The organism is Sphingomonas jeddahensis, from assembly GCF_001981525.1.
Lineage (GTDB): Bacteria > Pseudomonadota > Alphaproteobacteria > Sphingomonadales > Sphingomonadaceae > Sphingomonas > Sphingomonas jeddahensis.
Genome location: NZ_MPSB01000018.1, coordinates 16,922 through 40,458 on the forward strand (window position 1 = coordinate 16,922; position 23,537 = coordinate 40,458).

At 67.8% G+C, this 23,537-nt stretch carries 22 protein-coding genes; 8 read left to right on the forward strand and 14 right to left on the reverse strand.

All coding sequences use genetic code 11. From position 1 onward, the window contains the following. The first annotated feature begins 99 nt into the window (after positions 1-99). The 3 genes from SPHI_RS13885 to SPHI_RS13895 are packed head-to-tail and all read left to right on the forward strand — an operon-like array spanning position 100 to position 3,832. Positions 100-1,326 carry a polysaccharide pyruvyl transferase family protein gene (locus SPHI_RS13885; protein ID WP_083720011.1) on the forward strand — a complete coding sequence of 409 codons (1,227 nt, stop codon included), beginning with the start codon at positions 100-102 and terminating at the stop codon, positions 1,324-1,326. Further along, positions 1,323-2,576, forward strand: coding sequence for a Coenzyme F420 hydrogenase/dehydrogenase, beta subunit C-terminal domain (locus SPHI_RS13890; RefSeq protein ID WP_076745554.1), 1,254 nt, complete (start codon positions 1,323-1,325; stop codon positions 2,574-2,576). Before SPHI_RS13885 ends, SPHI_RS13890 begins: the two co-directional genes overlap by 4 nt. Further along, a complete protein-coding gene (locus SPHI_RS13895) occupies positions 2,573-3,832 on the forward strand; it encodes a hypothetical protein (RefSeq protein ID WP_076745555.1) in 1,260 nt (419 codons plus the stop codon). The genes SPHI_RS13890 and SPHI_RS13895 overlap by 4 nt, the downstream gene beginning before the upstream one ends. 4 nt (positions 3,833-3,836) lie before the next feature. Here SPHI_RS13895 and SPHI_RS13900 read toward each other — a convergent pair whose 3' ends face one another. Genes SPHI_RS13900 through gltX form a run of 3 tightly spaced genes read right to left on the reverse strand, consistent with a single transcriptional unit; the run spans position 3,837 to position 6,763 of the window. Then, positions 3,837-4,037 carry a hypothetical protein gene (locus SPHI_RS13900; RefSeq protein ID WP_076745556.1) on the reverse strand — a complete coding sequence of 67 codons (201 nt, stop codon included), beginning with the start codon at positions 4,035-4,037 and terminating at the stop codon, positions 3,837-3,839. Position 4,038: 1 nt separating this feature from the next. Next, entirely contained in the window at positions 4,039-5,319 is a 1,281-nt protein-coding gene (locus tag SPHI_RS13905; protein ID WP_076745557.1) for a citrate synthase, read from the reverse strand. Then, the gene (gltX, locus tag SPHI_RS13910) at positions 5,312-6,763 is read right to left on the reverse strand and encodes a glutamate--tRNA ligase (protein ID WP_076745558.1); all 1,452 of its coding nucleotides are present in this window, start codon (positions 6,761-6,763) and stop codon (positions 5,312-5,314) included. The genes SPHI_RS13905 and gltX overlap by 8 nt, the downstream gene beginning before the upstream one ends. A 29-nt stretch (positions 6,764-6,792) precedes the next feature. On the opposite strand from gltX, the gene SPHI_RS13915 reads away from it, so the two are divergent. Continuing rightward, positions 6,793-9,003 carry a ComEC/Rec2 family competence protein gene (locus SPHI_RS13915; protein ID WP_233130941.1) on the forward strand — a complete coding sequence of 737 codons (2,211 nt, stop codon included), beginning with the start codon at positions 6,793-6,795 and terminating at the stop codon, positions 9,001-9,003. 483 nt (positions 9,004-9,486) lie between these two features. Beyond that, positions 9,487-9,960: a GNAT family N-acetyltransferase gene (locus SPHI_RS15535; RefSeq protein ID WP_408640491.1), complete on the forward strand. Its 474-nt coding sequence runs from the start codon at positions 9,487-9,489 to the stop codon at positions 9,958-9,960. Here SPHI_RS15535 and SPHI_RS14915 read toward each other — a convergent pair. From SPHI_RS14915 to SPHI_RS13935, 3 genes are all read right to left on the reverse strand, one after another. Then, entirely contained in the window at positions 9,900-10,448 is a 549-nt protein-coding gene (locus tag SPHI_RS14915) for a hypothetical protein (protein WP_144036210.1), read from the reverse strand. The two genes, SPHI_RS15535 and SPHI_RS14915, sit on opposite strands and share 61 nt — an antisense overlap. Positions 10,449-11,009: 561 nt before the next feature. After that, positions 11,010-11,672 carry a transcriptional repressor LexA gene (gene lexA / locus SPHI_RS13930; RefSeq protein ID WP_076745562.1) on the reverse strand — a complete coding sequence of 221 codons (663 nt, stop codon included), beginning with the start codon at positions 11,670-11,672 and terminating at the stop codon, positions 11,010-11,012. Between the two features lie 56 nt (positions 11,673-11,728). After that, positions 11,729-12,928 (reverse strand): molybdopterin molybdotransferase MoeA, encoded by a 1,200-nt coding sequence (locus SPHI_RS13935; protein WP_076745563.1) that lies wholly within the window; start codon positions 12,926-12,928, stop codon positions 11,729-11,731. Between the two features lie 83 nt (positions 12,929-13,011). Here SPHI_RS13935 and SPHI_RS13940 point away from each other — a divergent pair, with 83 nt between their 5' ends. After that, complete coding sequence (locus tag SPHI_RS13940; protein WP_076745564.1) at positions 13,012-14,364, forward strand: M24 family metallopeptidase; 1,353 nt, start codon at positions 13,012-13,014, stop codon at positions 14,362-14,364. A 119-nt stretch (positions 14,365-14,483) separates the two neighbouring features. On the opposite strand, the gene moaC is transcribed toward SPHI_RS13940, so the two are convergent. Genes moaC through SPHI_RS13960 form a run of 4 tightly spaced genes read right to left on the reverse strand, consistent with a single transcriptional unit; the run spans position 14,484 to position 17,426 of the window. Beyond that, entirely contained in the window at positions 14,484-14,951 is a 468-nt protein-coding gene (gene moaC / locus SPHI_RS13945; protein WP_076745565.1) for a cyclic pyranopterin monophosphate synthase MoaC, read from the reverse strand. Further along, positions 14,948-15,859 carry an indole-3-glycerol phosphate synthase TrpC gene (gene trpC / locus SPHI_RS13950; RefSeq protein WP_233130942.1) on the reverse strand — a complete coding sequence of 304 codons (912 nt, stop codon included), beginning with the start codon at positions 15,857-15,859 and terminating at the stop codon, positions 14,948-14,950. Before trpC ends, moaC begins: the two co-directional genes overlap by 4 nt. Before the next feature lie 8 nt (positions 15,860-15,867). Next, positions 15,868-16,857, reverse strand: coding sequence for an anthranilate phosphoribosyltransferase (trpD, locus tag SPHI_RS13955; protein WP_076745566.1), 990 nt, complete (start codon positions 16,855-16,857; stop codon positions 15,868-15,870). Then, complete coding sequence (locus tag SPHI_RS13960) at positions 16,854-17,426, reverse strand: anthranilate synthase component II (RefSeq protein ID WP_076745567.1); 573 nt, start codon at positions 17,424-17,426, stop codon at positions 16,854-16,856. The genes trpD and SPHI_RS13960 overlap by 4 nt, the downstream gene beginning before the upstream one ends. A 136-nt stretch (positions 17,427-17,562) precedes the next feature. Here SPHI_RS13960 and SPHI_RS13965 point away from each other — a divergent pair, with 136 nt between their 5' ends. Beyond that, positions 17,563-18,063 (forward strand): hypothetical protein, encoded by a 501-nt coding sequence (locus SPHI_RS13965; protein ID WP_076745568.1) that lies wholly within the window; start codon positions 17,563-17,565, stop codon positions 18,061-18,063. A gap of 145 nt (positions 18,064-18,208) precedes the next feature. Here the strand turns inward: SPHI_RS13965 and SPHI_RS13970 are convergent, their stop codons facing one another. From SPHI_RS13970 to SPHI_RS13985, 4 genes are all read right to left on the reverse strand, one after another. Then, positions 18,209-18,529 (reverse strand): DMT family transporter, encoded by a 321-nt coding sequence (locus SPHI_RS13970; RefSeq protein ID WP_076745569.1) that lies wholly within the window; start codon positions 18,527-18,529, stop codon positions 18,209-18,211. A 162-nt stretch (positions 18,530-18,691) separates the two neighbouring features. Further along, entirely contained in the window at positions 18,692-19,012 is a 321-nt protein-coding gene (locus SPHI_RS13975) for a YciI-like protein (RefSeq protein ID WP_076745570.1), read from the reverse strand. After that, entirely contained in the window at positions 19,009-20,514 is a 1,506-nt protein-coding gene (gene trpE / locus SPHI_RS13980) for an anthranilate synthase component I (RefSeq protein ID WP_096348778.1), read from the reverse strand. Before trpE ends, SPHI_RS13975 begins: the two co-directional genes overlap by 4 nt. Beyond that, positions 20,498-22,444, reverse strand: coding sequence for a peptidylprolyl isomerase (locus SPHI_RS13985; protein WP_076745571.1), 1,947 nt, complete (start codon positions 22,442-22,444; stop codon positions 20,498-20,500). Before SPHI_RS13985 ends, trpE begins: the two co-directional genes overlap by 17 nt. A gap of 84 nt (positions 22,445-22,528) precedes the next feature. On the opposite strand from SPHI_RS13985, the gene tpiA reads away from it, so the two are divergent. Continuing rightward, positions 22,529-23,248, forward strand: coding sequence for a triose-phosphate isomerase (gene tpiA, locus SPHI_RS13990; protein ID WP_076745572.1), 720 nt, complete (start codon positions 22,529-22,531; stop codon positions 23,246-23,248). Positions 23,249-23,537: the final 289 nt, after the last annotated feature.

The following is a 23,537-nucleotide window of genomic DNA, read 5'->3' on the forward strand; positions in this document are numbered from 1 at the left end:
CTCCCATGTGGGGCAGATTGGCCCGAATTGGCGCCAAACCCGCCATTTCCCGCGTAAGTTGCGGCACACAAGCGCCCGAACGGACGGGGGCGCATCGCAATGCATGGCCGAGCGGCAGGTGGCGGCGAGTGGCATGATATTACGCGTGGGCGGCCGACCATCACGATCGGGCTGCTGTGGCATTCGCTGAACTCCGGCAATCTGGGGGTAGGGGCGCTCACCGTTGCCAACTGGGCGATCGCCCGCGGCGTGGCGGAGGGGCTCGGCCTGGCGCCCCGCTTCGTCATCATGGCCGCGCGCGACGCCGAGCGCCCCGGCATCGATTTACCCGATACACAGGTTGTATCGATCGATTGGCGCGCACTGGCGCCCGGCGGCGAGCTTTGGCGCGCGATGGCCGGCGTCGATTGCGTGCTCGATATCGGGGCCGGCGATAGTTTCACCGACATCTACGGCCCGCGGCGTTACGCCTTTCTGCTCATCAGCAAGCTGATCGCGATCGCGCGAGGCAAGCCGCTGATCTTCTCGCCCCAAACGATCGGCCCCTTTACCAAGCCGGGCTATAAGGCATCCGCTGCCTTCGCGATGCGCCGTGCGCAGGCCGTGTTCGCGCGCGACGAACTCTCGCGCGGCGTGGCTCAGAACATCGCGCCGGGCGCCGCCGTGCGGCTGGCAGTCGATGTCGCGTTTGAGTTGCCCTTCGAGGATCGATCGCACCTGCGCGGTGGCCCGCGCCTCAGGGTCGGCGTGAACGCCTCCGGGCTTTTGTTCGCCGAGGCGGAGCGCGGCAGCAACCGCTTCGGCCTGTCCTATGATTATGCCACCTTTACCCGCCGACTGCTCGCGGCGCTGGCGGCACGTGGCGACGTGGAAGTGCACCTCGTGCCTCACGCGACCAGCAGCAGCGATCGATTTGACGACGATGGGGCACTGGCCGATCGCCTCGCCGCCGAATTCCCGGCCGCGATCCGCGTTCCGAACTTCGCGACTCCGTCCGACGCGAAAAGCTACATTTCCGGCCTCGATCTGCTGGTCGCAGCGCGCATGCACGCTTGCATCGGCGCTTTCTCCTCCGGCGTTCCGGTGGTGCCCGTGGCGTATAGCCGCAAGTTCGACGGCCTGTTCGCGCTGCTCGGCTATGATCGGATCCTACCCGTCACCGGGTTGAGTGAGGACGGTGCGCTGGCCCTGGTGCTGGACGCGCTCACCGATCGGGCCGCATTGGCAGCCGCGGAAGCCGCAGGCATGGGGCAGGTCCAAAGCTTGCTCTCTGACTATCGCCAAGCGCTGCGCACTATGTTCCTCGGCGTGAGTACCGCGGCGTGAGCGGCGCGTCGCCAACGATCGCGGGCGTGTTGGCCGCCGATCTGTGCAGCGGCTGCGGGCTGTGCGCCGGTGTCTCCGCCGGAGCGATCGACATGCGGATGCAGGCTCCCGGCTTCGCGCGCCCGGTGCAGCACCGCCCGATCTCGCTTGGCATGGAGGCGCGGATCGCGGGCAGTTGTCCCGGCCGAGTGGTGGCGCCATGGTCGCCATCGCCACGTCGCCACCCTTATTGGGGCCCATGGCGCGAGACGCTGACCGGCGCCGCGGCCGATCCCGCCGTCCGTTTCGCGGGCGCATCAGGCGGTGCGCTGTCGGCGCTGCTGATCCATGCGCTCAGCAGCGGGCTGGTCGATCGGGTGCTCCACGTCGAGGCCGATCCGGCGCAGCCGACCGGCAACCGCATCCGCTGGTCGCGCAGCCGTGCGGAGGTGCTGGCCGGGGCAGGGTCGCGCTACGCACCATCCTCTCCGCTCGCCGCAATCGACGAGGCTTTGGGGGAGGGCGGGCAGTTCGCCTTCGTCGGCAAGCCATGCGACGTCTCCGCGTTGCGCCGATTGGGCCGCTACGATCCCCGCGTCGCAGCCCATGTGCCGATCATCCTGTCCTTCTTCTGCGGCGGCCTGCCCAGCGAGTCTGGCGCACATGACGTGATCCGCGCAATGGCGCTTGATCCCGATGCCGTCACTGACTTCCGCTACCGGGGCGAGGGCTGGCCCGGTCTGACGGTCGCCCGTACCGCCGACGGCGCTCAGGCCGAGATGTCCTATGCCGACAGCTGGGGAGGCCATCTCAGCAAGGCGGTTCAGTTCCGCTGCAAGATCTGCCCCGATGCGGTAGGCGGCGCCGCCGACATAGCGTGCGCCGATGCCTGGTATGGCGATGCGAACGGCTATCCGTTGTTCGAGGAACAGGACGGCCGCAGCCTGATCATGACGCGCACCCCAGCGGGCGAGGCGCTGCTGCGTGCGGCGCAAGCCGCCGGCGCGATCGACACGGCCCACCTCGCCATTGCCGAGGTCGAGCGGATGCAGCCCGCGCAGGCCCAGCGCAAACGCATGATCGCCGCCCGCACCACCGGCGTCCGCGCCGCGCTCCAGCCGGTGCCACGCATGCGCGACCTAGATGTCGCCCGCGCGGCCCGCAACGGCCGGCTCTATGACACGGGCCATAACCTGCTCGGCACCATGCGCAGGGTCTGGCAGCGGCGCTGGCGAAGCCGCATGGCGCGCCCTGTCAGCGTCGGCCGATGATGTGTGGGCAAACAAGCCGCGCGCGCATTGGAGCGTTCGCGCTGGCGACCATCATCGCCCCCGCCGCGGCACAAGCGCAGATCTCGGCCAGCCCGAGCCGCACGTTCGACACGCCCGAGCGCGCCATTACCATCGCGGTGTCGAACGATCTTTTATATGACACGAACGTCGCGCGGGGCAGTGACGACGCCGCCATCCTCCGCCGGATCAAGAAGGAGGACGTCAGGGTCTCGCCCTCAGTGACGGCCGACATCATCCTGCCACGCGGGCGCGTGCTGTTCACGTTGCGCGGCACCATCGGTCAGGATCTTTACGCCCGCAACACGCGTCTGAACCGCGAACGTGTCGATGTCGCGACGGGCGCCACGCTGCCGCTGGCGCTCTGCACCATTGCGCCTGAAGGCAGCTTCACGCGCCGCCAGATCGATCTGTTCGATCTCGCCATCGAGCCGCTCGCTCCGGCAGCCTCGGCCAACGCGCAAACAGTGAGGCGAGCCAGAGCAGCGGTGCATTGCGGCCCGGAGGTCGGCTTTCGTGCCGGTGGCTTCATGGAATATGCCGATACGACGAACAGCAATCCGCTACGCCGCCCGCTTAATGTCCAGTTCCTCGGCTACGGCAGCGAGATTGCCTTCGCCAGCCCGACAGTGGGCGTGGTCGCCGTGTTCGTCCGCCAAAATGATTTCACCTATGACAATCGCCCGATCGCCGGATCGTCCGACCCGGCCCGCTTTCGCGTCACCGCCGGAGGGCTGCGGATCGATCGCCGCCTCGGCGCCCGGCTTCAGCTCGTCGGATCGCTGAGCTACGCCGATGTCGCGATGCCCCGCGCGCTTCGGGGTGACCGCGAGCTCGACGGACTGAACTGGAGCCTCGCCGCCACGCTCCGCCTGGGCGATCGCTTACTGCTAGCGGCGGACAGTGAGCGTGCGATCGAGGGTTCGCCGGGCTTCCTCGCCAATTTCGTTCGCAGAACCAGCTCCGGCGGCTCGCTGACCTATGCCTTCTCGCCGTTGGTCCATCTGGGCGCCTCCCTGTCGCGCCGCGAGCGCAAGTTCCAGCTTGCCCCGACACAGCCGGTGCCGGCAATCACCGCCGACACGATCGATGAGGCCCGGCTATGGCTCGATTATCAGCGTCAGCCGATCCGATTGCGCTTGAGCGCCGCCTATCAGCAGCGCGACGCCGATCGCGACCTGTACGATTACCGCGCAACGCTGGTCACGCTGAGCGCCAGCTACGTCTTCAAGCGCTGAACCCTTAGCGAAGCCGCCGCGCCACCAGGATCAGCAGCAGCCCGGCCACCGCCACAGCAGCGCCGCGATCGGCCCAGACGCGCTGGTCCAGCATGAAGCTCGACCGCGGCCAGTTCACATAGCCCAGCCCCTGGCCGATGAAGAGCAGGCCGATAAGCGCAAGCGCAGCGCCCAGTGCCACCAGCACCGGGCGCCACCGCCGCATGTCAGCGCTGGCCGACGGGCACGTAATCCCGCGCGGTCGGGCCGGTGTAGAGCTGGCGCTGACGGCCGATCTTCTGGTCCGGATCGGTGATCATCTCGTTCCACTGCGCGACCCAGCCGACGGTCCGGGCGAGCGCGAACAGCACGGTGAACATCGACGTCGGGAAGCCGATCGCCGAGAGGATCACGCCCGAATAGAAATCGACGTTCGGGAACAGCTTCTTCTCGATGAAGTAATCGTCACTGAGCGCCAGCTCTTCCAGCCGCAGCGCGGTCTCGAACAGCGGATCGTTGACCTTCAGCGCGTCGAACACCTCGCGCACCGTCTTCTGCATCACCGTCGCGCGCGGATCGTAATTCTTGTACACGCGGTGGCCGAAGCCCATCAGGCGGAACGGATCGTTCTTGTCCTTGGCGCGGGCGATGAACTCCGGAATGCGATCCGGCGTGCCGATCTCCTGAAGCATGTTGAGCGCCGCTTCGTTGGCGCCGCCATGCGCCGGGCCCCAGAGGCAAGCGATGCCCGCCGCGATGCAGGCGAACGGGTTCGCGCCCGACGAACCGGCAAGCCGCACCGTCGAGGTGGAGGCGTTCTGCTCGTGATCGGCGTGGAGGATGAAGATCCGGTCCATCGCCTTTTCGACCGCCGGGTTCACCTCGTAAGGCTCGGCCGGCACGCCAAAGGTCATCTTCAGGAAATTGCCGGTGTAGCTCAGCGAATTGTCCGGATACTGGAACGGCTGCCCGATGCTATACTTGTACGCCATCGCCGCGATCGTCGGCATCTTGGCGATCAGCCGGTGCGACGCGATCGTGCGCTGCGTGGGATCATGGATGTCGGTCGAATCGTGGTAGAAGGCCGAAAGCGCGCCGACCACGCCGCACAGGATCGCCATCGGGTGCGCATCGCGGCGGAAACCGCGGAAGAAGGTCGCCAGCTGCTCGTGAACCATCGTGTGGCGCGTGATCGTGTTCTCGAACGTGTTCAGCTCGTCGCCCGACGGCAGTTCGCCGTTGAGCAGGAGATACGCGACCTCCATGAAGCTCGACTTTTCGGCCAGATCACCGATCGCATAGCCGCGATGAAGCAGCACGCCTTGGTCGCCATCGATATAGGTCAGCTCCGACCGGCACGAGGCGGTCGAGGTAAAGCCCGGATCATAGGTGAAGGCGCCGGTCTGACCGTACATCTTGCGAATGTCGACCACGTCCGGGCCAACGGTTCCCGACAACACGGGATAGCCGAAGTCCTTATCCGCGAGGGACAGCTTGGCGTCAGTCATTGTTCTCGTCCTTCCCCTGGGCGGCCGTTTGATCCGCGGCATGATCGGCAATGCGGGCAAGACTTTCGTCCCGACCAAGCAACGCGAGCACATCGAAGATTCCGGGAGAGGTCCGGCGGCCGGTGAGTGCGGCACGGAGCGGCTGGGCGACCTGGCCGAGCTTCAAGCCCTGCGCTTCGGCGACCTGCCGCACCGCTTCTTCGAGCGCCTCCGTATCCCACTGGCCCACGGCGTCAAGCGCGGCGTGAACCTTCGCCAGCGTCGCTGGAGCCTCGCCGGAGAGAAGCGCTTCCGCATCGGCCGCGATCGGCAACGGACGAGCAACGAACAGGAAACCCGTGCCGTCCGCGAGTTCGTTGAGATTGGCGGCGCGCGGCTTAAGCGCGGGCATAGCGGCGGCGATCAGCGCGCGGCGCGAGTCGTCGGCATTCAGCCCGAGTTTGGCGGCGACCAGATCGGCCAACCGCGCATCGTCGGCGCTCCGGATATAATGGCCGTTGAGGTTCTCGAGCTTCTTGAGATCGAAGCGCGACGGCGACTTGCCGACTCCCGACAGGTCGAACCATTCGATCGCCTGCTCGCGGCTGATGATCTCATTGTCGCCATAGCCCCAACCGAGCCGCAGCAGATAGTTGTCGAGCGCCTCGGGCAGGATGCCCAGCTCGTCGCGATACGCCTCGATCCCCACCGCGCCATGCCGCTTGGAGAGCTTCGCGCCGTCGCTGCCATGGATCAGCGGGATGTGGGCGTACACCGGCTCACGCCATCCCATGGCCTTGATGATTGGCAGCTGGCGGAAAGCGTTGTTGAGATGGTCGTCGCCGCGAATGATGTGCGTGACGCCCATGTCGTGGTCGTCAACCACCACCGCCAGCATGTACGTCGGCGTCCCGTCGGAGCGCAGCAGGACCAGGTCGTCCAGCTCGGCATTCTGCACCGTCACCGATCCCTGAACGCGATCCTCGATCGTCGTCGCGCCCTCGGTCGGCGCCTTCAGACGGACGACAAAACTCGCACTCGGATCGTTGTTCTGGCGGTCACGCCAGGGCGAGCGGATGCGCAGCGGCTGCTTGTTCGCCTGCGCCTCGGCGCGCATTGCGTCGATCTCTTCCGCCGTCATGTAACAGCGATAGGCGGCGCCTGCCGCGATCATCGCCTCCGCCACTTCGGCGTGGCGTGCGGCGCGGGTGGATTGGAACACCTCCTCGCCGTCCCAATCGAGCCCCAGCCAGCGCATGCCCGACAGGATCGCGTCGATCGCGGGCTGCGTCGAGCGCGCGCGATCGGTATCCTCGATGCGCAGCAGGAACTTGCCGCCGTGATGGCGCGCATACAGCAGGTTGAACAGCGCGGTGCGTGCGCCGCCGAGATGCAGGAACCCCGTCGGCGACGGGGCAAAACGAGTGACGACACCGGGGTCGCGGGTTTCGGTGGTTGCGCTCAAGCGCGCTAGCTCCCAGGCTGGAATTCGACATGGCGACAACGGCCGCGCCCGCCCCTAGCATGCACCTTCCGGCGCGACAAACCGCGTCGTCGCGGCTCGAATCGTGGCTGGAGGCGGAGCGCGATCAGCTGCCCTTGTGGTTGCCCGTGGCGATCGGGGCCGGGGTTACGGCGTGGTTCGTCCTGCCCGATCCGCTCGCCTGGCGCGCGGCGCTGATGGGGGCCGCGGCGATCGCGCTGTTTGCCCTGGCGGCGGCGCGGGGAGGGCGCGCGGCCCGCGCCGCGGCGATCGGCGCGATCGCCTTTGCGCTTGGGCTCTCGATCATCTGGTTCCGGGCGGATCGCGCCGCTGCGCCGGTGCTCACGCGGCCGATGGTGGTGCAGCTCCAAGCTAAGGTCGAGGATGTCGATCCGCTGCCCGCGCGCGGTCTCGTGCGGGTGCGGCTCGTCGATCTGCAATGGGAAGGCCGCGCCCCCGATCCGGCGCCGACGCGGGTCCGGGTCAATGTCGCCGATCGCGACGCGCCAGCCGGGCTGGTCCCCAATGCCACGATCCGCTTGCGCGCCCGCTTGATGCCGCCAGCCGCGCCTGCGGTGCCCGGCGCCTATGATTTCGCGCGCGTCGCCTGGTTCGCCGGGATCGGCGCCACTGGCCGTGCGCTCGGGCCGGTGGCGATCACCGCCGGCGGCGACCCCACGGAGCCGCTGCGCAACCGCCTGTCGCGCCACATCCAGTCCCGGCTCGAGGGCAGCGCCGGCGGCATCGCCGCGGCGCTCGCCACCGGCGACGTCGGGGGCATCCTGGAGGAGGATCAGGAGGCGATGCGCAGCTCCGGCCTCGCGCATCTGCTGTCGGTCAGCGGCCTGCACATCACTGCCGCCGTCGGCCTGACTATGCTTCTCGCCAGCCGCATTCTCGCCCTCAACATGCGCCTCGCGCTCACCGGGCGCGTGCCGCTGATCGCCGCCGGGATCGCCGCGCTGGTCGCAGTCGGCTATACCTTGCTGACGGGCAGCGAGGTGCCCACCATCCGCAGCTGCATCGCCGCGCTTTTGGTGCTCGCCGCCATGGCGATCGGGCGCGAGGCGCTGACGCTTCGCCTCGTCGCGACCGGCGCGCTGGTGGTGTTGCTGTTATGGCCCGAGTCGGTGGTTGGCCCGAGCTTTCAGCTATCCTTCGCCGCCGTGACCGCGATCATCGCGCTTGCCGAGCATCCGCGCGTCCGTGGCTGGTTCGCCCCGCGCGAAGAAGGCTGGCCCGCCCGGCTGATGCGCGGCGCGGCCTCGCTGCTGCTCACGGGCATCGCGGTGGAGCTCGCGCTGCTGCCCATCGCGGTGTTCCATTTCCACAAGGCCGGCATCTACGGCGCGCTCGCCAACATCGTCGCCATTCCGCTCACCACCTTTGTCATCATGCCGCTGGAGGCGGTGGCGCTGGTCCTCGACGCCGCCGGGCTCGGCTGGCCGGTCTGGTGGCTCACCGATCAGGCGCTCGCGCTGCTGTTGTGGATCGCGCATGTCACGGCCGCAGCGCCCGGTGCGGTGACGGCGCTGCCCGCCATGCCGCGCGGCGCCTTCGCACTGATGGCGGCAGGCGGCTTGTGGCTGGCCCTGTGGCGAACGCGCTGGCGGTGGCTCGGGCTGGTGCCGCTGGCGATCGGCGCGTGCTGGGCACTGGTAACGCCGGCACCCGCTGTGCTGGTGACGGGTGACGGCCGCCATGTCGGCATTAGGCTGGAAGACGGTCGAGTCGCGCTCCTGCGCGACCGCACGGGCGATTATGCGCGCAACATGCTCGCCGAAAACGGCGGTGCGGATGGCGATCCCGTTGCCTTGTCCGAACAATCCGGCGCGCGATGCAGCCGCGATCTGTGCCGCGTCGATCTCACCGCCAAAGGCCGCCGTTGGCGCCTGCTCGCCACGCGCAGCACCTATCTTGTTCCCGCCGGTGAGCTGATCGCCGCTTGCCGTGCCGCCGACATCGTCGTCAGCGAGCGCCGCCTGCCGCGCGGCTGCACCCCGCGCTGGCTCCGGCTCGACCGCCACACGCTGCGCCAGACCGGCGGCGTCGCCGTGACGCTCGCCACCGGCGGAGTGGTGACGGTGTACCGTCCCGGCGACCAGCATCCGTGGGTGAGGGCAGCGAAAGCCGCTGCCCGAACCGGAACGCACCGGCGCACGAGCAACCAGCGCGGCCAAGCCAGAATCCGAGTGTCACCGCCACAGCCGCCGTCACCCTGAACTTGTTTTAGGGTCCACCTATTCACAAGCCAAGTCGCGCGGGAAAGCACGGTGAATGCCGAAACAAATTCAGCATGATGGCGCCGTATAGAAGGCGACGTTCAAATATGATGCGATCACCACAGCATCGGCGCCGCAGTTCGGCTACACAATTCTTGCACAAACGCGAACGAGGACACCCTTGTACACCAAGCAAGTCATCGAGGCATATCGCTGGCAACGCGCCCCCTCGGCAACACAATCGTCGAGTTATCGCATGGCCGTATCGTGCTGAACCATGCTCATCCGGACGTTTGGGACGCTAATCACCTTGACGCCGTAAAGGCCGAACACCCGCAAGATGTCGATGCACTGCTGGAGAGCATGGAACGCCACCTCGCACACACGCCTTGGCGGGTAGTGCACACCGATCCCTTCACGCCGGAACCATTCACGGCCCGTCTCGCGCTCGACGGCTATGTCGAACAGCCCGCCGTCATCCAGATGGTTCTGGACGGCCCACTTGAAGCGCCGGCCGGGAAAGATCGTGCCTGTCAGGACGGAGGCAGATTGGGCAACCCTCGCCGCGCTGGTGCGACGCGATCCGCGGAAGGTGCGCGAACAGGTGGCAAGCTGCTATCACCGGAACTAAGCGCGTCGATCGTCGTCGCTTATCGAGCCAAGGATGGCCCGTATCGCTTTCACCTCGTCCAAATAGGCGACCAAGCCGTCGCTTATGGTGCGCTTGCCGTCGCACCATCAGGCGCCGGCATGATCGAGGATCTTTTCACACTCCCTGCCTTCCGGAGGCGCGGTGTCGCGTCCGCGCTGATCGCCCACTTCACGGCGGACCTTGCGGCGCGGCAATGCGCCTGCGTGTTCCTGGGCGCTATCGTTGGCGACAGGGCTCGCCGCCTTTACGCGAAACTTGGTTTTCGCCCTTTGATGCTCACGCGATGCTGGGTGCGTCGCGGGTGAGGGCCAATTTCCATTGGCTTAGCCACCCACGCTGGAGCGAGGCTCTTCCGTAAGGTCGAGCATCTCGATCCGCGGCGTGGGAGATCGGACCGGCTTGGGCGAACCGGAGTCGATGTAAAGGTTGGCCGTCCGGTGTAGCGCTCGACTGGTAATTGCCGCATCGTCAACGGCGCGTAGCGGCGCGCCTTGATCCCCTCCAGCACGCCCGCCACCCAAAAGTCCTTCAACGTTTCGCTTTGCCGCTGCACCCTGGGATCGGACACGCTGCGATCGGGCTCGATCCAGAAGGTGACATCGATCCACTGATCGGCACGATAAGGCTCATATACGCCACTGGTCGCGTTTGCCCTGCCAGGTCGCCTTTTCGGTTCGAGCAATGGCGCATGCAGCAGCAGCGGGCGCTCGGTCGGCGCGATCTCCTGGCTGGCGATCAGCCGGTCGATCGCTCCCTCGTCGCCCGTCGCTTCGGCAAGTTGTGCCGCGATCAACAGTCCCGCCTTTCGGAATGGCGCCATTTCAGGTCCGCCGGCGGCCTGAAGGTGGCGTCGGCGATGCTGACGGTCATGTCCTCCGCCGGCGAGCAGCGCCGCGCCAGGGAGTCGGCCAAGGCCTTGCCGGTCTGCTCAAGGGGGCGGGCGTTGACAATGATTGGTGAGCGATCGCAGGCGCAGCCGGAGCCATCGCCTGGAGCAACAACGAAAGCGCTGCGATCATCCTGGGGCGACTCCGCTCTCCTGTATCAACGCACAGCCAATCGCGCTTCTCGGTCGCGGTCAACCGACGGCTGCTCGGATCGGTAGCATCCCCGCCGCGCATCGGATCGATGCACGATCAGCTTGATCCGTTCGCCCGAGTTGACCGCAGCCTTGCCCCAAGCGCATGCTTCGCCCGGCAGTCGAAGCGGGCATGTTCCTGTTTGACACCTCAACAAGCCTGGGGCGAACGGAGCCAGCGGCTCCAGTGCACCAAAAGTCGCTCAGCAATACCCGACACGTGACCCAGCGTGCGCTGCTCAACCAACCCCGCCGGTCGCCGAGGTGCGACGGGCCTCAGGAATAGCGCCGCAGGATCCCCGCCAGCTTGCCCTGCACCCGAACCTGCGCCGGCGCATAGCGCTGCGGATCATAGGAGCGGTTCGCCGGGTCGAGCCGGATCATTGCGCCCTCGCGCCGGAAGTACTTCAGCGTCGCTTCGCTATCCTCGATCAGCGCCACCACGATTTCGCCGTCGCGCGCCACTTCCTGCTTGCGGATCAGCGCGAAGTCGCCGTCCAGGATGCCGGCCTCGACCATTGAATCGCCTGCCACTTCCAGCGCGAAATGCTCGCCTGCGCCCAGCAAGGCGGCGGGAACGGGAAGGCTGGTCGATCCCTCGAACGCTTCGATCGGCACGCCGGCAGCGATGCGACCGTGCAGCGGCACTTCGACCACGTCGTTGGCCGGCTCCGGCAGTGCGCGGGGTGGGACCGTGGTCACTGCGGCGGCGTGATCCTCCGCCCGCTCCGGCACCTTGAGCACCTCAAGCGCGCGGGCGCGATTGGGGAGGCGACGCAGAAAGCCGCGCTCTTCCAGCGCGGAGATCAGGCGATGGACGCCGGACTTGGACTTGAGGTCAAGCGCATCCTTCATCTCCTCGAAAGAAGGCGAAACGCCGGTCTCCGCCAGGCGATCGTTGATGAAACAGATCAGCTCGTGCTGCTTCCTCGTGAGCATCGCATCATCTCCGCCGCGAACAGACGTAGAACCTTTACGGAACGTAATTTGCTCCGTCAAGCGATCACGAGGACTTCCGCCGAGTCGCCGCGTTCCGCCGCCGGCGCATTCGGCTCGCGCACGATCAGGCATCCGGCGCGCGCTAGCGTGCGCAGCATCGAACTGTCCTGGATCGCCGCAACATAAGCGTGCCCGTCGCGCAGCTCGGCACGCATATAGTCCGTTCGCGGGCCGTTCGGCGGTAACGCCTCGCCGAGCACTGCGCGCGTTGTCGTCGGTAGCGGCTGCGCGGCCCCGGCAAGCCGCGCCACCATTGGTTTGACGAACAACAGCCCGGTGACGAACGCCGACACGGGATTGCCCGGCAAGCCCAGCACGGCCATTTCGCCTCTTTGCTCATCACGGCGCCAGCCTGCCATCAGGGGCTTGCCCGGCCTGAGCGCGATGCGCCAGAAATCGATTGCTGCGCCAGCAGCGATCAGCGCGGGACGGACCAGGTCGTGATCCCCCACCGACGCACCGCCAGTGGTGACCAGCACGTCCGCCTCGACCCAGGTAAAGGCGGCGGTCAGCGTGTCCAGCCGATCGGGCAGGATGCCGAGATCGACGATCTCCACCGGCAGGTCGGACAGGAGTGCGCGTAGCAGCAGGCGGTTCGATTCCGGCAACCGGTCGGGCAGGGGCGCCGCGCCCGGCTCAGCCAGTTCATCGCCAGTCGCGGCAATCGCCACGCGCACCCGCCGGCGCACCGTCACCGCGCCGACACCGCCGGTCGCCGCCACTGCCAGCCGCGCTGGCGTCAGCCGCTCGCCCGCGGCTACCAGCGTATCACCTTCGTGAAAGTCGAGCCCCTGGCGGCGGATGTTCGCGCCAACCCGCGTCGGCCCCTCGCCATCCAGCATCAGCAGCGCGCCGTCGCGCCGCGCTTCTTCCTGAACCATCACCACATCGGCGCCATCGGGCATCGCCGCGCCGGTGAAGATGCGCGTCGCTTCGCCAGCGCCGACCAGGCCGGCGAACGGCCGCCCCGCCGCGCTTTCGCCGATCACGCGCACTGGCCCCGGCAGGTCGGCGAAGCGCAGCGCATAGCCGTCCATCGCGGACAGGTCCCGCGCCGGCTGGGTCCGCCGCGCCAGCACCGGCTCCGCGGCCCAGCGCCCGATCGCCTCGGCAAGCGGCAGTGTTTCAGGGGGCAGTGGCCGCGCGGCGGCGAGCAGGCGCGCCTGCGCTTCGGCAACGGGAAGCAGATCGCTCATGTCGTGCCGAGTGACAGATTCGGCGCGCCAGCAACACCCCGATTGATTATGCCTCCGCTCACGGCGCGCGAGGGGAGGTACAGATGCGGTGGTTAGCGGGTGTCGCAGCGTTCGGGCTGCTGGGGGCGGCGCCTGCGCCCGCGGTCGATCAGGCGGAAACCTTGTCCCCGCTCGCCCCGACGGTGCTGCCGCTGCGGGAGCAAGCCCGCATCCGCGACGCCTGGCTGCGCGAGCGGCTCGACACCCTGGTCCCGCGACTGATGCGTGAGGCCGGCGTCGACATGTGGATCCTCGTTGCCCGCGAATATGCCGAGGATCCGGTGCTGGCGACGATGCTCGACGCCGAAAGCTTTCACGCCCGACGCCGCACGATTCTGGTGTTCCACGATCCCGGTGCCGGCCGCCCTGTCGAACGGCTGACCGTCAGCCGCTACGGCCTGGCGAACCTGTTTCCTTCGGCGTGGAACCCCGACGAGGAGCCCGATCAATGGAAGCGGCTCGGCCAGATCGTCGCTGCGCGACGACCCAAGCGGATCGCGATCAACATCTCGCCCGACAGTGCCTTCGCGGACGGGCTGACCAAGAGCCAATATGACGAACTGCGCACCGCTTTGAGCGACAATGCCAAACGCCTCGTCCCGGCAGACAGACTGGCGATCGGCTGGCTTGAGACCCGGACACCGGCGGAGATGGCGCGCTATCCCGAGATCGTCCGCATCGCGCACGCAATCATCGCGCAGGGCTTTTCCACCCATGCTGTCACGCCGGGGCGAACCACGGCCGACGATCTCGTCTGGTGGTATCGCGAGGCGATCGCTGGCCTGAGGCTCGCCACCTGGTTTCAGCCCTCGGTGGCGATCTTCCGCCGAGGCGCGGGCGAGCTTGGCGGCAATGAGGTGATCCGCCCCGGCGACATGTTGTGGGTCGATTTCGGCATTACCTATCTCGGCCTGAACACGGATACTCAGCACCTCGCTTATGTGCTACGCCCGGGTGAGCGTGGTGCGCCCGAGGGACTGCGCGCCGGCATGGCGGCCGCTAACGGCGTTCAGGACGCGGTGACGGCGGCGTTCCGCACCGGGCGCACCGGCAACCAGATCCTCGTCGCCGCGCGCGAAGCGGCAATCGCGCGCGGGCTGAAGCCGACGATTTATTCGCACCCGATCGGCTTTCACGGCCATGCCGCCGGCAGCGCGATCGGCTTCTGGGACGATCAGCAGCCCAGCCCGCGCGGCATGCATGCGTTACGGCCGATGACGGCTTGGTCGATTGAATTGTCGGCCGCGCATGCCGTGCCGGAATGGGACGGTCAGGTGGTGCCGTTCCGGCTGGAGGAGGACGCCTGGTTCGACGGCATCGGCGTGCGGTATCTCGATGGGCGCCAGACGCGATTCCATCTGATCCGGGCGGCGGCGCGGAAGAAACGCGGGCGCTAGCCCCCGGCGCCATCGTTGCGCGGAACGGGAATCCAGACGCGCAGCTCTTCGGTCGAGCCGCACCACCAGCGTGTGGGAATCCCCGCCTCCGTGGGACGACAATAGGGTTGGTGTCGCCGCTAGGCGACGAAATCGCCCGACTTGCCGCCGGTCTTGCGCAGCAGGCGGACGCCGCCGATCTCCATTCGTTTGTCCAGCGCCTTGGCCATGTCATACACCGTCAGCAGCGCGGTGGAGACGGCGGTCAGCGCCTCCATCTCCACGCCCGTCCGCCCGGCCGTCGCCACGGTCGCCGTCGCCGACACGCCGTCGGCCTCCACTGACAGGTCGATCGAGACCTTGGACAAGGGCAGGGGATGACACAAAGGGATCAGCTCGCTGGTCCGCTTCGCCGCCATGATCCCGGCGACGCGCGCTACCGCCAGCACATCGCCCTTCGCCACCGCGCCAAGCGCGATTGCTCCGGCGGCCTCGGCAGACATGGTGATCCGCCCCTCGGCCACCGCCTCGCGCACCGTCTCGGCCTTGCCTCCGACATCGACCATCCGCGCCGCGCCGGCCTCGTCGAGGTGCGTCAGTCCGCTCATTGCAGCAGCGCGCGCGTGGCGGCGGCGACATCGGCCTGCCGCATCAACGATTCCCCGATGAGAAAGCAACGCACGTCATGCTCGGCCATCGCATCCAGGTCGGCGCGCGTGTTGAGCCCGCTTTCGGCGACAAAGGTGCAATCGGCCGGCGCGCGCCCGACCAGCTCATAGGTGCGCTCGAAACTTACGGAGAAGTTTCGCAGATCGCGGTTGTTCACCCCGATAAGCCGCGACTTGAGCTTCAGCGCCCGCTCCAGCTCGGGCGCGTCATGCACCTCAACCAGCACGTCCATGCCGCGCTCGATCGCCGCCGCCTCGATCTCTGCCGCCGCGCCGTCGTCCAGCGCCGCCATGATGATCAGGATCGCGTCCGCCCCGATCGCGCGCGCCTCGGCGACTTGCCACGGATCGACGAGGAAGTCCTTGCGGATCACCGGCAGGTCGCACGCGGCACGCGCGGCGATCAGATAATCCTCGTGCCCCTGAAAATAGTCGCGATCCGTCAGCACCGACAGGCACGCCGCGCCACCTGCGGCATAAGCGCGCGCATGGGCGGGCGGATCGAAGTCGGGCCGGATCAGCCCCTTGGACGGGCTGGCCCTCTTGATCTCGGCGATAAGCGCGTATGTCGGCGAGTGGTCAGAAGCGGCGCCCTCCACCGTTGGTGCTGCGCTCGTCGAAGCACGTGCCCCAGTCGCTTCGCCGGAGACACGCCCTTCGACAAGCTCAGGGCGAACGGGAGTAGGGGTCGCCGAGACTCTGGACACAATCCGATCCAGCGCCGCCTTGAACCCGCGCGGCGCGGTCTGCGTCTTCGCCAGCGTATCCAGATCACCAATCGACCGCTCAGCCCGTCGTGCCACCACTTCCTCGCGCTTGGTGGCAAGGATCCGATCCAGAATTGTCACGCCCGCACTCACGCCCATGCGATCCATCGATCGAGCAAATCGTTTGCCGCGCCGCTATCCAGCGCCTCCGCCGCGCGCCGTGCGCCCGCCTCCAGCGGCTCGCCCACCAGCGTCAGCGCCACCGCCGCATTCAGCAGCACCGCTTCGCGATACGCCCCGCGCTCGCCCTGCAACAGCCGCCGGAGCGCAACGCCGTTATGCGCCGGATCGCCGCCGCGGATCGCCTCAATGGAATGGCGAGCAAGACCCGCATCCTCAGGCAGGATCCGCTCACCGATCGCCACGTCGCCGATCGCAACCGCCACCGTCGGCCCGGCGCCGGACACTTCGTCCAGCCCTTCCTCGCCCGACACCACGATCGCCGCTTCGGTGCCCAGCTGCGCCAGCGCCTCGGCATAGACGGGTGCATAGTCCGGCCGCGCAATGCCGATCAGCTGGCGTGTGACATGCGCGGGGTTGGCCAGTGGTCCCATCAGGTTGAAGATCGTCCGCTTGCCGATCTGCCGGCGGATCGGCGTGATCCGCTTCATCGCCGGATGATGGTTCGCCGCGAACAGGAAACAGATGCCGAGTTCGTTCAGCGTCTCCTCCGCCAACGCACCCGCGCGCTCCATGTCGAGTCCTAGCGCCTCAAGCGTATCCGCCGCGCCCGCCTTGGACGAGGCCGCACGATTGCCGTGCTTGGCCACCGGCACGCCGCACGCCGCGACCACCAGACTGACGGCCGTCGACACGTTAAGCGTATGATGCCCGTCGCCGCCGGTGCCGCACACGTCGATCGCCCCGGCTGGCGCGCTGATCGGGATCAGCCGCTCGCGAAGCGCGCGCGCTGCCTCGGCGATCTCGATCGAGGTTTCGCCGCGATCCGACAGGTCGATCAGGAAGCGCGCAATCGCCTCCTCGCTCGCCCGCCCGTCAAGGATGTCGCTGAAAGCCTGAGCCGCGCTCTCGTGCGACAATGGGCTGGACGGATCGGGCAGCAACGCCAGGGTCGTCATGCCTTGGCGCCCGTCAGCGCGACGAAATTGGCAAGCAGGTCATGCCCATGTTCGGTGGCGATGCTTTCGGGGTGGAACTGCACCCCATGGATCGGCAACTCGCGGTGCCGCAGTCCCATCACCGATCCGTCCGCCGCCGTCGCGTTCGGCACCAACACCTCCGGCACATCCTCCACCACCAGCGAATGGTAGCGGGTCGCGGTGAATGGGGAGGGGAGGCCGGCAAACACGCCGCTCGCGTCATGCTCGATCGCGCTGGTCTTGCCGTGCATCAGCCCGCCGCGCACCACCTTGCCGCCAAAATGCTGCCCGATCGCCTGATGGCCCAAGCACACGCCCAGCAGCGGGCGGCGGCTTTCGGCGCACGCCGCCACCAGATCTAGGCTGATCCCCGCTTCATTGGGCGTGCACGGCCCGGGGGAGAGAAGAAAGCCCGTGGCGTTGGAGGCAAGCGCCTCCGCCGCGGTCAGCGCATCGTTGCGCTCGACGCGCACCTCGGCACCCAGCTCCATCAGATAATGGACCAGGTTCCAGGTGAAGCTGTCGTAATTGTCGACGACCAGGATCATGTTGCGCCCGACATAGCGTAACCGGCCCGCGCCGCAACGACTGTTACACCCCGGTAATTTCGCGTGACCGGCCTGTGTTCATCCGGGATAAACCGGCGCCGGCGATCGTTGAGTCGTCACCAGGAGGTCGCCTTCGATGTTTCGCCCGTTCGTTCTTTCCGCCGCCGCTGTGCTTGCGCTGGCTCCCGCCGCGGTGTCGGCCCAGGCCGATGCACAGCCGGAGGTTCAGGGCGCGAACCAGGCGGAAAGCGGCCAGCCGCCGCAACGCATCCGTCAGGTGACGCTGACCGGTGAGGAGCGTTGCCCCACCGCCGCCGCTGACGAGATCGTGGTGTGCAGCCGGCTCGATCCCAACGAACAGTTCCGCGTGCCCAAGGAATTGCGCCGCCCGCTCGAGGTGCCCGCGCAGAACCAGAGCTGGGTCAACCGCGCCGCCACCGTCGATCGCGTTGGCCGCGTGGCCGGCGGTCTGCCCAATACCTGCTCGCCGATCGGCGCCGGCGGGCAGACCGGCTGCGGGATCATGGCCGGCCAGGCCTGGGCCGCCGAACGTCGCCAGGCCCAGCGCGAAGCCGAAGCGATCACGCCCGGCACTCGCACCGACATCGATATCGAGGATGACGAGCCGCGGGAGTGAGCGGCGACGGGTGCGAAGGCGGCTCACAAAATGCACCGGTCATCCCGGACTTGATCCGGGATCCCGCTTCTTCGCCACCGTCAGCAGATAGCGGGACCCCGGATCAAGTCCGGGGTGACGACGCTTACTGCGGGCAGTTTACCTCTCACGCCGTGGCGAACAACTTCGTCCCCACCACGCCGACGATGATCAGGCCAATGAACCCCATCTGTACCGGATTGAGCTTCTCGCCGAACAGGATCACGCCGAACACCGCCACGCCGACTGCACCAAGCCCGGTCCACACCGCATAGGCCGTCCCGGCCGGCAGTCCGCGCATCGCCAAGGCGAGGAGCCCCATGTTGACGAAGCTCAGTGTGATCGGAACCGCCGACGCCAGGAGGCTACCCTGCGTGGCGGCCCATTTCAGGCTCAATGCCCAGATGATTTCGGTAACAACGGCAATGCCGAGGATGAGCCACGCCATGTGACACTCCTTGAAGTACGGGCTCGAATGGAAAGCGCGACGGCCGGAAACCCGAAAGAGGCGCGCGCAGGGCGGGTCCGTTAGCCCCCGTTATGCGCCCTGTCCAGCAAACCCGCTGTCACTCGCCCGTGCCGCCTTTTCACGCCACCGGAGGATCAGCGATCAGTCCAGTCTTACCGGCGTCGCGGCGGTATCACCCACCACCGTATGCCAGCGCAGCACGCGCCACCCCGTCACAAGTCCTTGCGCAACATAGGGGTCCGCCCGCGCGAACGCCTCGGCCGCGCCGCGATCGTTGAACAGCAGCAGCGCCGATTCGACCGGTTCGCCCACGGCGCCGCCGAGCAGCAATGCGCCCTTGTCCGCCGCTTCCCACGCCAGCGCGAGATGCGCGGCACGAAACTCCCCCCGCCGAGCGAGATAGTCGGGCGCCAAGTCGTAGCGCAGCAGCCAATGCCCACCGGCCGGCGCAGCCGAGGTCACTGGCCGAACCCGCCGGAGCTCGCCTGCGCGATCGCCTCGCGCGCCGCCGCCAGCAGCGCGCCGGCCTTGGCCTCGCATTCGCGCTGCTCGTACACCGGGTCGCTGTCCGCGACGATGCCCGCGCCGGCCTGCACATGCATGGTGCCGTCCTTCACCACCGCGGTGCGCAGCACGATGCACGAATCCATCGAGCCGTCAGGCGAAAAATAGCCGACGCCGCCCGCATAGGCCCCGCGCTTCTCGCCCTCCAGTTCGGCGATGATCTGACACGCGCGCACCTTGGGCGCGCCGCTCACCGTGCCCGCCGGAAAGCCCGCGAACAGCGCATCGATTGCGTCGTGCTTGGGATCGAGCGCACCCACCACGTTCGACACGATGTGCATGACATGGCTGTAGAATTCGACGGTATAGCTGTCGGTGACGGTCACCGATCCCGCCGTCGCCACCCGACCGACATCGTTGCGGCCGAGGTCGAGCAGCATCAGATGCTCCGCCCGCTCCTTGGGGTCGGCAAGCAGGCTGGCGCGGTTCGCCTCGTCCTCCTGGCCCGTTCGTCCACGCGGCCGCGTGCCGGCGATCGGCCGGATCGTCACCTCGCCGTCCCGCACCCGCACCAGGATCTCGGGACTCGATCCGGTCAGCGAAAAGCCCGGCAGGTCGAGATGGTAGAGGAAGGGGGAGGGATTGATCCGCCGCAGCGCGCGATAAAGCTCGAACGGCGGCAGCGCGAACGGTGTGGTGAAGCGCTGCGCCAGCACCACCTGAAAGATGTCGCCAGCGACGATATAATCCTTCGCCGCGCGCACCATCTCGGCATAGCGCCCCTCAGGCAGCACCGGGGTCAGCGCGATCTCCGCCGCCTCGCCGCGTACCCGCGCCGGCAGCGCTGTCGCCGCCAGCCGCGCCTCGATCGCATCGAGCCGCTCCTCGGCCTCGGCCACGATCGCCGCCGGATCGCGCGCCGCATCGGGCCATACCGGCGCCACCAGGAACAGGGCATCGGCCAACCGGTCGAACACCAGGATCACCGTCGGCCGCACGAACATCATGTCGGGCAGCCCGAGCGCATCCGTCTTGGCCGGCGGCAGCGTCTCGACCAGCCCGATCGTCTCATATCCGAAGTAACCGACCAGGCAGGCGAGCGCCCGCGGCAGTTCCTCGGGCACGTCCATCCGGCACGATGCAACCAGATCGCGCATCGCCGCCAGCGTCGGCACGGCGCACGGCTCGAACGCATCACGGTCGCTCAGCCAGCGCCGGTTGATCGCCGCGTCATTGCCCTTGGCCCGCAGCACCAGATCGGGCGCGAGGCCAATCATGCTGTGCCGCCCTCGCACCGCGCCGCCCTCGACCGATTCGAGCAGGAAGTCGCCGCGTCCGGGCTCGATCAGCTTCAGCGCGGCGGCGACCGGCGTCTCGGTGTCGGCGATCCGTCGCCGCCAGACGAGCGCCGGCTTGCCGTCCGCCAGCGCGGTTTCAGCCAGGTTACGGATTGGAGCCACCCTGGCCGATCAGGCTCGCCTTCACCCGCGCGATTGCATCGGCGTTGCGGCTCGCCTTCATCGCCTTCTGCACGGCATTGGTGAACTGCTGGGCATATTCGGCGCCCACCGCACGGCCAAGATCGCGCCGCGTCGCGGTGATCACTTGCGGCACCTTGGCGGCATCGCCCGGCTGGATCTGCTCCAGCTTGACGATCAACCAGCCGGCGCGATCGGGTGCCTCCAGCATCTTGGCGGTGCCGCCCTTCATGCTGAAGAGCAACGCCAGCACCGGGTTCGGCCCGCGCGGATCCTGGTTGATCTGCGATCGTGCGGCAACCGCGCGCTCGACCCTGGCGCCGCGCACGCCGGCGTCGGCCAGCGCCTTTTCCACGGTCGCGCCCTTGTTGACGGCCGCGAGCACCTTGGATGCGGCGGCCCGCGCCGCGCGGCGTGCGCGGTCGGCGGTGAAGTCCTTGGCGGCCTGCTCGCGCACTTCGGCGATCGGGCGCGGCGCCGCGCGCACGATGCGATCGAGCGCGACCAGCGCGAAGCTGCCATCTGGCCCGGTTGCCACCACCTGCGGATCATCGCCTTCCTCGGACTGGAAAGCGGCCGACAACACCGGCAGCAGCGTTGGATCGGGCTGCGCCTCGGGCTTGGTGGGATCGCCGCCCGTCGCCGTCAGCGCTGGCGTGGTCGCCGCATTCAACTTTTGGTCGGTCACCAATTCAGAGAAATTGGCATTGTCCGCGATTGCGTCTTCCAGCGCCTCCCGAATGGAGGTGAGCGCGTCGGCCGTCTTCTTTTTGGTCAGTTCGTCTACAATCGTCGCGCGCGCGTCGGCCAGCGACTTGCCCGGAACCTGCGCAACCGTCTCCACCTTGCCGACGACAAAGCCGATCGATCCGCGCACCGGGCCGATCGTGCCGCCTTGCGCCGCACCGAACAGGGCATTGGCAACCGCTGCGGAGGTCGCCGACGTCAGCGCCGCTTTGTCCTGTGCTTCCAGCCGGCGTGCTTCCAAGCCGGCGGCACGCGCCGCATCGGCTACCGACGAGCCGCCGCGCACCTTGGCGGCCAGCGCATCGGCCGCCTTCTGGTCAAGCACGGTAACGAGTGACACTGTCCGCGTCTCGCGCGCCGCCCAGCGCGCCTTGTCGCCATTGTAAGCGGCGGCGATCTCGGCATCGGTCGGCGTGGAGCGCGCCTTCACCATCTCGGGCGACACGCGAGCGTATCGCACCACGCGCCGCTCCGGCAGCGAATAGCGCTGGAGGTTGCGCTTGTACCAATCCTGGATCTCGGCATCGGTCGGCGCCGCGCCCGTCGGCATCGCCGCAGCCGGGATCAGCGCTACTTGGCCGGCGCGCTTCTCCAGCAGCAGCGAGGCATAGGGCAACGCCAGCGACTGCGGCACCTGTCCCGCGCCGACCTGCGGGCGGACGAGGAACTGCGCCATCGTCTCGCGCGCGATATCCGCCTGCACCTGCGCGTCGGTCAGCCGGTTACGCGCCAGAACCTGCTCGTAAATCGCCTGGTCGAACTTGCCGGTCGGCCCCTGCAGCGCGGGAATGTTGCGCAGTTCGCTGCCGATCAGCGCGCGGCTCACCACCATGCCCTGATCCTCGCCGAACGCCTGCAAGGACAGGCCGGCGAGCATACGATCGAGCACGCCCTCGACGCCGCCGGCGGCGACCAGCTGCGCCATGTCGACGCCGGGGTTGCGCTGCTGCGCGCCACGCAGCTCGTCCTGCACGCGCTGCGTCAGTTCGGCTTCGCTGACGTCTTCGCCGCCGACCTTGGCCACCGTCGCGCCCGATGCGCCGCCGCTGCTTTGCAGACCGGTAATGTCGCCCAGCGCAAAGGCCAGCGCAATGACGCCCAGCACGCCCATGGTGACGACCACGCCAAAGCGCGAATTGATGATACGACGAAAGAACCCGAGCATGCAGCGCCAATCTGTTGAACGCCGCTCGCTTTAAGGGGCGGGCTTCGTTACCGCAACGGCACAACAGATGAGGGAGGAGCGTGCATGCGGCGTAAGTTCGTGGCCGGAAACTGGAAGATGAACGGCAGCCTGGCGGCGCTCGCCGAACTCGACGCGATCGGTGCCGCCGTCACTGATACGGTCGACGTAGCCGTCGCGGTGCCCGCCACGTTGATCTACCCCGCGTCGCAACGTGCGCGCTTTCCGATCGGGGCGGAGGACGTCCACGCCAACGATTGCGGCGCGCACACCGGTTGCGTTTCGGCGGACATGATCAAGGAAGCCGGCGCCGCCTTCTCGATCGTCGGCCATTCCGAACGTCGTCAGGCGCAAGGCGAAACCGACGCCGATGTAAAGGGCAAGGCCGAGGCGCTCCGCCGCGCCGGCCTCCACGCCATCCTGTGCGTCGGCGAAACGCTTGAGCAGCGCGAGGCAGGCGAGGCGGAGGCGGTCGTCACCGCCCAGATCCGCGCCTCGCTCCCCGAGGGCGCAGCGGGTGACTGGCTGTCGATCGCCTATGAACCAATCTGGGCGATCGGCACCGGCAAGGTGGCGACGGTCGAAGACGTGGAGGCGATGCACGCCGCCATCCGCGAGGCGCTGGGCGAGAACGGCGAAACGATCCGCCTGCTGTACGGCGGCTCGGTAACGGCAGAAAACGCCGCCGGCCTGTTGCACGCAGCGAACGTCGACGGCGCCCTCGTCGGCGGCGCCAGCCTGACCGCCGCCAAATTCATCCCCATCATCGAAGCGGCGAGGGGCTAGCTCCTCCCCGGAACGGGGAGGGGGACCATGCGCAGCATGGTGGAGGGGTGCCTCCGCGCAGCGCACCGTTCGAAGTCCATGCGAGGGTGTAGCGTGGCGCTTCAGGCGATCGCCTCCGTCACAATCTCCCCTTCGCTTTTTCAGCTAGGACGTCCCAATTCTTGACCTGCTCCCCGGAAATCATGCCATTGGTAAGTTAGCTGGTCAGATGGAGACGAGCGATGCGGCGAGGCCGTTTTACCGAGGATCAGATCATAGGCGTGCTGCGTGAGCACGAGGCTGGAGTGAA